The organism is Acinetobacter sp. YK3, assembly GCF_001729365.1.
GTDB classification, from domain to species: domain Bacteria; phylum Pseudomonadota; class Gammaproteobacteria; order Pseudomonadales; family Moraxellaceae; genus Acinetobacter; species Acinetobacter vivianii.
The window spans coordinates 55,974-66,695 of sequence record NZ_LZPJ01000076.1; the positions used below are offsets into that span (position 1 = coordinate 55,974).

General features: G+C 39.4%; 4 protein-coding genes. All 4 read left to right on the forward strand.

Annotated features, from left to right (window positions below; all coding sequences use genetic code 11):
• Positions 1-117 precede the first annotated feature (117 nt).
• The 4 genes from A9Z07_RS07375 (at position 118) to A9Z07_RS07390 (ending at position 10,685) form a co-directional block, all read left to right on the forward strand.
• The gene (locus A9Z07_RS07375) at positions 118-1,830 is read left to right on the forward strand and encodes an AAA family ATPase (RefSeq protein ID WP_069577811.1); all 1,713 of its coding nucleotides are present in this window, start codon (positions 118-120) and stop codon (positions 1,828-1,830) included.
• A 12-nt stretch (positions 1,831-1,842) separates the two neighbouring features.
• Positions 1,843-2,205, forward strand: a complete 363-nt coding sequence (locus A9Z07_RS07380) for a 5-carboxymethyl-2-hydroxymuconate Delta-isomerase (RefSeq protein ID WP_005256921.1) — start codon at positions 1,843-1,845, stop codon at positions 2,203-2,205.
• 229 nt (positions 2,206-2,434) lie between these two features.
• Entirely contained in the window at positions 2,435-5,629 is a 3,195-nt protein-coding gene (locus A9Z07_RS07385; RefSeq protein ID WP_069577809.1) for a type VI secretion system Vgr family protein, read from the forward strand.
• 19 nt (positions 5,630-5,648) lie between these two features.
• Positions 5,649-10,685, forward strand: a complete 5,037-nt coding sequence (locus tag A9Z07_RS07390) for an RHS repeat-associated core domain-containing protein (RefSeq protein WP_069577810.1) — start codon at positions 5,649-5,651, stop codon at positions 10,683-10,685.
• The last annotated feature ends 37 nt before the right edge of the window (positions 10,686-10,722 follow it).

The following is a 10,722-nucleotide window of genomic DNA, read 5'->3' on the forward strand; positions in this document are numbered from 1 at the left end:
ACCAGTTGAATCACTGATCGTCATTTGATGTTAGAGAGCAGATTGGTACTGGATTGCATTTTTATTTTTGCCAAAAAATCGTTAAGCTATGTGCTGTTGTTTTTGACTGAAGAAATTATGAAACAAGAGACTGCACTGAAGTTACTTAAAGCTGGGGAAAATGTTTTTTTGACGGGTTCAGCTGGTGCAGGAAAAACCTATACGCTTAATCAGTACATTCATTATTTAAAAGCACGCAAAGTTCCCGTTGCAATTACGGCATCGACTGGTATTGCGGCGACGCATATGAATGGGATGACAATTCATACGTGGGCAGGTATCGGCATTAAAGACAGCTTGAGCGATGATGACCTCAAGCGTATGAAAGAGCGTAAATATTTAAAAGAGCATTTGGAAAATGCCCAAGTCCTGATTATTGACGAGATTTCCATGTTGCATGCTAAGCAACTAAATCTGGTGAATCAGGTTTTAAAATACTTTAAAGAAAGTGATGAAGCCTTTGGTGGCATTCAAGTTATTGTGGCAGGGGATTTTTTCCAGTTACCGCCTGTGGGCAGAAAAGATGAAAACAATCGTGATAAATTCTGTTTTATGTCCGATGCTTGGGTGGAAGCCAAATTCCGTGTTTGCTATTTAACTGAACAGCATCGTCAGGATGATGAGATTCTCAACCAGATCCTAAATGCGATTCGGGCGCAAAGTATTCAGGATAATCATATCTCGGCATTACATCAGTCACGCCAGCATGATATTGGTGAAACATTTACCCGTTTGTACACACATAATATGGATGTAGATAATATTAATTATCAGCATCTCAATGAAATTGACAATGAAAGCCATCAATTTAATGCAGTGTTAGATGGTAATGAAAAGTTAATTGAAACACTGAAATCTTCAGTCCGTGCCCCCGAAGAGTTGACCCTGAAAAAACATGCCAAAGTGATGTTTGTAAAAAATAACTTTGATATGGGCTATATCAATGGCAGCTTGGGCGAAGTCATTGGCTTTGAAGAAGATGATAAGCAAGGCATTTTACCTAAAGTAAAACTGACTGATGGCACCACTTTTCTGGTTGAGCCTGAAACATGGTCAATCGAAAATGAAGCAGGTAAGGTGATTGCCAGTTATCAGCAAATTCCTTTACGTTTAGCTTGGGCTATTACCATTCATAAAAGTCAGGGCATGACGCTGGAGGCGGCAGAAATCAATTTAAGCCATACCTTCGAGAAAGGTCAGGGCTATGTTGCTTTATCCCGATTAAAGTCACTGACGGGACTGAAATTACTAGGCTTTAATGAGCAGGCCTTAGAACTGGATAGCTTGGCTATTAAAGCAGATCGTCGTTTTCAGGAGTTATCGGCCGAAGCGGAAGTCAACTTTGAAAATATCGATCTCACCACCCAGCACAATGCCTTTATTCGTCATTGCGGCGGTACGCTCAACGCGACTGAAATTGCACGCAATGAGAAGAAAATTGCCAAAGGTGGCAAACAGAATTACGCTGCTGCGACTTTAGATGAAACTCGTGCTTTATTCGAAGGCGGTTATGAAATTGAAGACATTGCGCATGAGCGAGGTTTAACACCAGCTACGATTATCAACCATCTGGCACGACTTCATAAAGAACAGGGACTGGATATTTCGGTGGCTAATCCTGGTGAGGAAGTGGTTGAAGAAGTACGCAAGATTTATAAGCGTTTGCATAAACGTAAGAATCCAGAACATTTTACTGATGATGGTTCAATCAAATTGCGTCCCATCGTGGAAGCCACTAGTCCGCGTATGGCCTACGATCAAGTCCGTTTAGCGTTGTTATTTATCGAATAGGAAAAATAAAAAATGCCTCATCTCGTTGCCAATTATTCAGCAAATCTCACTGAACTTGATCAGCAAACATTACTCAGCAGCGTCAATTCGGCATTGATTGAAACAGATCTGTTTAGCCCGAATGATGTGAAGTCTCGTATTTTTAAAGATGACGCTTTTCTGATTGGTATGGGCGAATCTCAAGATGCTTATATTCATCTAAAGCTATATTTGCTGAGCGGTAGAACCGAGGTGCAAAAGCAGAATTTAGGCAAGGTCTTATTGGCAATACTTGAACAAAAAGCCTATCTGCCAGTAGAAAATCAATTGCCGCTACAACTTTGTGTCGAAGTGATTGATATGCCAAGTGAGTATTATTTTAAGGCAAGCGTTTAATTTTATCTGAATCAACTTCACTTGATTGGAGAGGTGAAGTTGATTCGATTCTAAATAAAAAATATTCATTATCTGGCAATAATGAGCTCGCCGTGAGCTATGTTTTTATTTTTGTAGATGATTTTTCCTATAAGGAGAAAAGCCTGTGGGCGCGTAACATTAAAAATATAGACAAGTATGTATGCTGTTTATAAAATGCGCCAAATTTTATTAAATAATCTATAAAAAGATGCTGAATAATATCTTTCAAGCTTTAGAGACTTTAGGGCTGAGCGCGCAAAAACGTGCGATCCATGCTCAGTTCTCCAACTCATCTTTAAATGATCAAGTATTCTTACAATATATAGAAGGCACTCATCAGCTCAATCAGGGCATTGACCTTCAACTGGTCTGTCTTTCGACCAGTGCCGTCATTCCGTTAAAAAGCTTTATTGGCAGTCAGGTTGCGATTGATATTGTAACCGACAGAGCTGAACTGAATCGTATCTCAGGCATCGTGACCCAAGCCGATGTTGGTGCAAGCGATGGTTCGCTCACCCTTTATAAACTTCGTGTGCAAGATCCAACTGCACTATGGAAGCATCGACGCAATAGCCGTGTTTTTATGGCGAAATCAGTCGTTGATGTGATCCAGACCATTTTTAAAGAATGGCAGTCAAAAAGTCCATTATTTGCAGCGAGTTTGACATTGGATATCAGTGGACTCAGCAAAGACTATGATGTCCGTCCTTTTATCATGCAGAGCAATGAAAGCGATTATGACTTTGTTACCCGTTTGATGCGGAGTGAAGGGATCAACTGGCTGATTGATGAAGCCAAGTTAAAAGTTGCTAGCTCAAGTGAGCAGATTGAGGCACAGAAACTCAGATTAATTGATGACAACACTCAATATAACGCTTTAGATCGCCGTAATATTCGTTTTCATCGCAGTAGTGCCACGGAAACTCAGGACAGCATCACTGCATTCGTCGCACAGCGTTCATTGCAACCTAATGCGGTACATGTACAACGTTGGCAAGCCGATGCTTTGGAACAGGAAGAAGGCGCTGGTAGCGTTCAGAGCAAGCATCATCATAGTGATCAACATGATAACCAACAGCTCGCATTAGAACAGGCATGGCACTTTTCACCCGCGTGGATTCAAGACCTGAATGGTGAAGATGGCACGACCAAAGCGGGCAATGCCCAGATCGAAAAACTGAATCAGAATCTGGGACAATACTACGATGCTCAAGCCAAGCAGTTTGTTGCAAGTTCTTCAGTTCGGGATACGCAGGTAGGTTACTGGTTCGAGTTGAATGAGCATCCTGAAATTGATCAGCATCAGGGTGCAGATAAAGAATTTTTAATTACCTCAAAACACTTTTATAACCAGAATAATTTACCCAAGGACCTGACGGATCAGGTTCATGCCTTACTTCAGCACAGTCATTGGCAGTTAAAAAGCTTGAATGCAGCAGAGAGCGACGAACGCCAAGCGAATCAGCTGACGCTACAACGCCGTAATATGGCATTGGTGCCAGAATACAACCCTTTGCAGCATCGACCAGTAGCCCATCCACAACGCGCTCGCGTGGTGGGACCGAGTGGTGATGAGATCCATGTGGATGAATGGGGACGGATTAAAGTCAGATTCCTGTTCACGCGAGCAGATGATCATAGCCATGATGCGGGGGCAGGCGCCAACAATAACGACACCGATTCTGCTTGGGTCGATGTGCTGACACCGTGGGCGGGTGAAGGTTATGGCGCACGCTTTTTACCGCGTATCGGTGAAATCGTGGTGATTGACTTCTTTGATGGCAATATTGATCGTCCTTATGTCGTCGGACGGATTCATGAGGCGCAACGTAGTCCGACCAAGTTTGACAATGCTGGCAAGCTACCTGATACCAAAAAACTCACAGGGATCAAATCCAAAGAATATCAAGGCGAAGGCTTTAACCAGCTACGCTTTGATGACACGACGGGACAGATCAGTACACAATTGCAAAGTAGTCATGCTGTCAGCCAACTGAATCTCGGTAAACTCAGCCATCCAAAAGATAAAGCTGAAAGTGAAGACCGTGGTGAAGGCTTTGAACTGCGTACTGACCAATGGGGCGCAGTGCGTGCGGGTCAAGGTTTGTTGCTGAGTACGCAGAAACAGGATCAGGCACAAGGCGAGCATTTAGATGCGCAGCCTGCCAAACAGCAGCTTGAGGGCAATCAAAGTAATGCCAAAGCATTAAGTGAAGTTGCCAAGAATCAGCAAACTGATGAGATTGAATCAGTTGAACAATTAAAAGAATTTGCCGAACAGATCGAAGAAAAAATTGCTAGATTTAATAAAGCCTTATTGCTACTGAGCTCACCTGCAGGAATTGGTCTGAGTACCAATGAAGATATTCATGTTTCCGCAGATGGACAAATTAATCAAATGGCGGGCGATAGTATTAATCTCAGCACACAAAAAAACCTGATTACGCATGCGCAAAACCGAATCAGTCTGTTTGCTGCACAGAATGGAATCAAACAGGTTGCTGCGAAAGGAAAATTCGAAGCGCATGCACAGTCGGATGGTATGGATTTACTTGCCAAGCAAGGGATTCAAATTATTTCGACCGAAGATCGTATTGAAATTACTAGTCCAAAAGAGATCGTGATTACCGCAGGCGGTTCTCAAATTAAGCTGAATGGTTCGGGTATTTTTCCTGTGACAGGCGGTAAATTTGAGGTAAAGGCAGGGCAGCATTTGTTAATGGGCGGCTCAAGTGTCAGTACTCAATCCAGTTTGCCACCGCCGCCAAAACGTGGGCAAGGGATACTGGAGTTGCTGCACGATTACAAACATGGCGAGTTTGTGAAACAAGGTGGCTATCAGGTTATTGATTCACTGGGACAGCAGTTTTCTGGTCAGTTGGATGATAAAGGTTTTGTTCGGGTTTCTGGACTGGCAACGGGTGCAGCTAAAGTTGTATTTGAAGATGACAAGCGTAACCCTTGGGATGAAGCAAGTGATTTCAAACGTCCTCCACAATGGCCAAATGAAAATGACCCTGATGCACAAACCTTATTGGGCAAAGCAGAAACAGGCCTAAAAAATGCGGTTAGCAGCGCCAAGAATGCTTTAGGTCAATCCTTTACCAGTCCTTCTTCAGTGTTAAAAACGCTTGAGACTGCAAAGGAACTGAAGGCGGGTGGAGCCAAAGCATTATTGCCAATGCTACAGCAGGGAGTGGAATCGCAGTTAATAGATCAAGTTACTGGGCTGATCTCAAAAGGGTTTAGCAACACTCAGCAAACAGGCCAAGCTGTAATCAATGGGCTCAAGAACACTATTTCAGAACAACCTATTAATCCATTACGTCAGTATATTCGAGCAAAAGATACCGAGACTGATCAAAATCGTAAATTAGATACGATGAATATGACGTTTAAATAAGTTTAGAGAATTACAAAGAATGACGACAGCATCTAGAAATACTAGAAATACATCTACACAGAATAAAAGCACGAGAACAGGCACTGGGAAAGTGGCTATTGCTCCTGTTAATACAATTAAGCTAGCTGACGTTAATGCTGGAACTCAAAAAATCAACCAATGGCTGAAAAAAAACACTGGTGATATGGTTGATCTGGATACTCTTAAAATGGTGGCTGGATCATTGCCTGTGATTGGTAACATTATCGCACTTACAGATGCAGTATATGATGTTATAGAGATCACAGAAAAACCAAATCCTGGTTTTCCGGATTGGTTAAATTTAGGTATTGATTTAGTCGGAGTGATTCCTCTTCCTCCGGGCTTAGCCGCTTCTCGCATGGCATTAAGACCTGCATTAAAAACCTTGAAATCAAAAAATTTGGCGAAGCAGATTCCAGATACGATAATTGAATTGCTTACAATTCATGTAAATGAACGTGTAGCAGGAGAATTGAGTCAATTTGCTGAAAAAGCTCAACCTCTTGTTAAAAAAACAGTTGATGACTGTGGCAACAAAGCCAAGGAGCTAGGCAATAATTTTGCTGATGGTATGAGCAAGGTATTGTCAGGAAAATTATTCAGCACAGGTCAAGATATAAAAAGTGCAAAATCAAGTTTATCAAAAGTCGGGGAAAATGCTTTAAGAAATCCATTAAAAGCCTTCTCACATGGCGTTGACTTTCTAGCGAGCGTAGGTGCAGCTGGAGCAAAAGAATATGGAAATATGGGAGCTAAAGTTGCTACTTCCTTTTTAGACTCAAAAACAAAAAATCAGATTAATAAACAAATCGGTAATTTTAGAAAGTTTAGTAATACTGTACCAACTAAGCTTGCTCCCTTAGCTGACCCTGGCACAGCAATGAGTTTTTCATGGTTATTACAGAATTTAATGGTTGCTGCTAAAAAATATAAATTAAAGCAAAAGCATACAGTCTCGATAAGGGATAAGCAGGTTAGTAGTAAAGAAAAGAAAAGAGCAAATGGAGAGCTAGAAACTATACAGCATCAGAAAAAACCAAATAATAATCCGAATACCAGTTGTGAAATAAATACCAATGGGGCAAAAGGCAATCCGTCTAAGAAAGTAAGCAAGACCTCAAATAGTATTACTTACGCTCTAGGAACTGAGTTTTTGACTCATATTGATGCATATGAGTCCTCAATATCTAGTTTTGTACTATCAAGAACTTATGCCTCCAATTTATATCAACTTGATCATGGTGAATTTGGTGCTAGATGGTTAACACCGTTCACCACCCGGATTATTCCAAAAACAGAATATGTAGAGGGTTCAGAAGAGCAGCAAGGGTATACTAAAGAATTAAAAGGATTTCAATACATTGGTACTGATGCAAGACCAATTGCATTACCTGATATTAAAGTTGGAGAAAGTATTCACGATCAACAAGAAGGGTTTTACTACAGTATTATCTCTGACAATCTAAAAATGATTTCTTTTGGCTTAGATGAAAAACATCTATTCGAAAAATATCTGGATGGCTATCGATTATCAGTAATTGAATATAAAAATGGGGTGACTGCTGCTATCCGTTATGACCATAAAATTGAAGAAAAATCATATATTTCTGACATTTTAATCAAGCATAAAGATCAACAGTTATTGCATGTTGCTTTCGGTGTTGATTCTGATGGACGTATTATAGATGTTTGGACTGTTGAAAATGGGCAGTTAAAGCGACCATTAGCTAGCTATAACTATAATGAAAAAGGCGAGTTAGTAGAGGCAATTACTGAAAATGGTTCAGCTTATAAATATCAATATGATCATCATTTACTAACAAGATATACCGACTTAACTGGTCGAGGCATGAATCTTGAATATGATGGTATAGAACCTATTTCTAAAGCCTTTCATGAATGGGCAGATGATGGTAGTTCTGATGTACGTTTAGAATGGGATGAAAATATTCGTTTGACCTATGTGATTGATGCCTATGGGAATGAGACCGAATATTATTATGATATTGAAGGGTATACTTATCGAATTGTCTACCCTGATGATTTAGAAGAATGGTATTTCAGAGACGAATGTAATCGTGTTGTCCGCCATATCGATACTGATGCTGCAACGACTGAATACGAATTTGATGATAATGGTAATTTAGTAACAGTTACTCAAGCTGATGGAGCAACTGTTTATTATGATTATGATGATAAAGATCAAATGATTGGTATGGTTGATGCTGTAGAGGGACGGTGGTTTAGAGAATATGATGGACAAGGTAATATTGTCAAAGCAATTGACCCATTAAAAAGAGAAACCACTTATAGCTACAATGCTATGGGCCTACCAACTCAAATCACTGATGCAAAAGGTGGTACGAAAAAACTTAAATATGACAATTCAGGCAATTTAGTCAGTTACACAGACTGTTCAGGTAAGGAAACCAAATGGGAATATGATTCGCGTGGACGTGTGAAGTCTGTAGAAAATGCTTTAAAGGATAAAGTTGAATACTTTTATAGTGAATTTACAACTGAAGAGCGTCGACCTAGACTGAAAGGATTACCTTTGAATGCTTTTGGCCAGTTAGACAAAATTAAGTATGGTGATAGTTCAGAAGAATATTTTATTCATGACGCAGAAGGCCGGTTACTGGCTCATATTGACTCGAATGGTCTGCAAACAAAATATGAGTATGATGCTGCTGGTTTAATTTCATTACGTATAGACCCGCAGAATTATAAAATTAAATATCAATGGGATAAATTAGGTCGTCTTAAACGTCTAACAAATGAAAATGGTGCTCATTTTGAGTTTTTCTATGATGTTGTGGGTCGATTGATAAAAGAAATTGACTTTGATGGAAAAGAAACTATTTATGAATATGAAGAAACAAATGGTCAGTTAAAAACAAGTATTGAAGTTGCGATGAGTTATGGTCAAGGTTTGACTGATAGAGCGGTTTCAAAAGATCGTATTCAACAATTTGTGCTGGATCGTATGGGCCGATTAGAACAACGTATTTCTGGCTACGGGCATGTTGGTCAACAATTAGAAGATATTCAGGTTGAAGAGTTTGCTTTTAATAGCCATGATCAAATTTTACTAGCAAAAAATTCAGATAGTAAAGTTGAGTGGTTCTATGATCTCGCTGGAAATTTGGTAAGAGAACATATTCAAGATTCTAAGACAGGTAAAACGGCAGTATGGAAACATGGCTATGACGAGTTGAATGATCGTGTTAAGACCGTTAGGCCAGATGGACAAAAAATTAGCTGGTTAACTTATGGTACAGGACATGTATATGGCTTAGTCTTAAACGGCAAAGATATTGTTAGCTTTGAACGAGATGATTTACACCGTGAAATTGCTCGACATTATGCAAATGGTTTAAGTCAATCTGAACATTATGATGAATTAGGAAGGTTAAGCAGCCAAATTATTGTAAATGACCACGAAAATGGTTATAGCGTATCTGATAGTCAAAAAAATAATGCATTGAAAGAAACTCAGCAGTTATTAAGTCGTATTTATCAGTATGATAAAACTGGTCATTTATCTCAAATTCATGATACACGACGTGGCGATATTCATTATAAATATGACCCGTTAGGACGATTGCTTGAAGCAACAAGTAAATTGGGTAAAGAAATATTTAGTTTTGATCCTGCAAGTAATATTCTGAATCCTTTCAATCAGAAATTCGACGATAACTTCACTGGATCACATCAAGTAACGACAGACGGTTATCGACATAATCATTTAGTAAACAATGTTGTTAAAGACTATTTAGAACAGCAATATCAATATGACGCTTATGGGCAACTCATTAAACAAAAAACAAGAGCAGGTGATCTAAGCCTTGTTTGGGACGTCTTAGGACGTTTAATAAAAAGTCGCAATACACAGTTTACAGCTGAATATCGTTATGATGCGATGGGAAGGCGTCTAACCAAGCAAAGTAAACATCACCATACAGGGTATGAACAACATATTGTTTATGGATGGGATGGAGACACACTTGCTTATGAATCAGATGGAAATGCTACTCGACACTATATTTATGAAAAAGATAGTTTTATTCCTCTGATTCAAGCCGTTCATACTGGAGATATTCAATTACATTTTACTCCTGTGTGGAATGATAAATATAGTTTTAATCGAGACCCTCTATGGACGAGTAATCAGCAAAGCCAAGGTTTTAATGATATTTGGTTCTATCATTGTGATCATTTAGGTACCCCTCAGGAGATGAGTGATTCACAAGGTCAGATAATCTGGAAAGCTCAATATAAAGCATGGGGTGAATGTAAAGCAGAAAAGTCAGAATCTAATTTTTTTGAAAATAGCGAAATCATTACAAATAATATTCGCTTTCAAGGGCAATATTATGATGAGGAAACTGGTCTCCACTACAATCGACATCGTTACTATTCGCCTTATGTAGGCCGATTTATTTCTAAGGATCCTATTGGTTTACTTGGAGGACATAATGTCTATGCTTATGCCCCGAATCCAGTGGAGTGGGTAGATCCGAGAGGATTAACGAAAAGAAAAAGTGGTAAAACTACTGGAAGTGGGAGTACTTCTAAGAAAACTCACCCATGTCCGAAAAAAACAGATCCTTGTGATGGTAAAGACCCTTCAAAAACAGCTCGATCATGGCAAGGATCAAAACCTTATACTGGTATTGATGCATATAAAAATGTAGTAGTAAAAAAAGGTACTGTACTGTACACATTATATCCGCATGGCGATGCTCCAGGAAATTATCTTGCTACATCACCTGATGTATTAAAAGCAGGTACTGCTAGAGGTTATAATGATGCTGTTCAAGTTGCGCATAAAGGAAATTGGAGTGACCCTAGAGCAAGAGATATGCGAACACAGCTACATGCTTTTATTGTTACTAAAGATACATGTGTGGCTAAAGGTAGAACAGCTGCAAATCCTCATTTAGGTGCAGGAGGCGGAACACAATACTTTATCGAAAACTTAGATAAAAAGAACTTACTTTCTACTGGGAGAATTATTAAATATGATAGGTAATAAATTGAATTTAAGTGTTTTTTTTGATCGAAAGATT

Bases quoted from the DNA above. Each gene is read 5' to 3' on its own strand.
- A9Z07_RS07375 (WP_069577811.1), top strand. From the start codon at position 118: ATGAAACAAGAGACTGCACTGAAGTTACTTAAAGCTGGGGAAAATGTT.
- A9Z07_RS07390 (WP_069577810.1), top strand. From the start codon at position 5,649: ATGACGACAGCATCTAGAAATACTAGAAATACATCTACACAGAATAAA.
- A9Z07_RS07380 (WP_005256921.1), top strand. From the start codon at position 1,843: ATGCCTCATCTCGTTGCCAATTATTCAGCAAATCTCACTGAACTTGAT.
- A9Z07_RS07385 (WP_069577809.1), top strand. From the start codon at position 2,435: ATGCTGAATAATATCTTTCAAGCTTTAGAGACTTTAGGGCTGAGCGCG.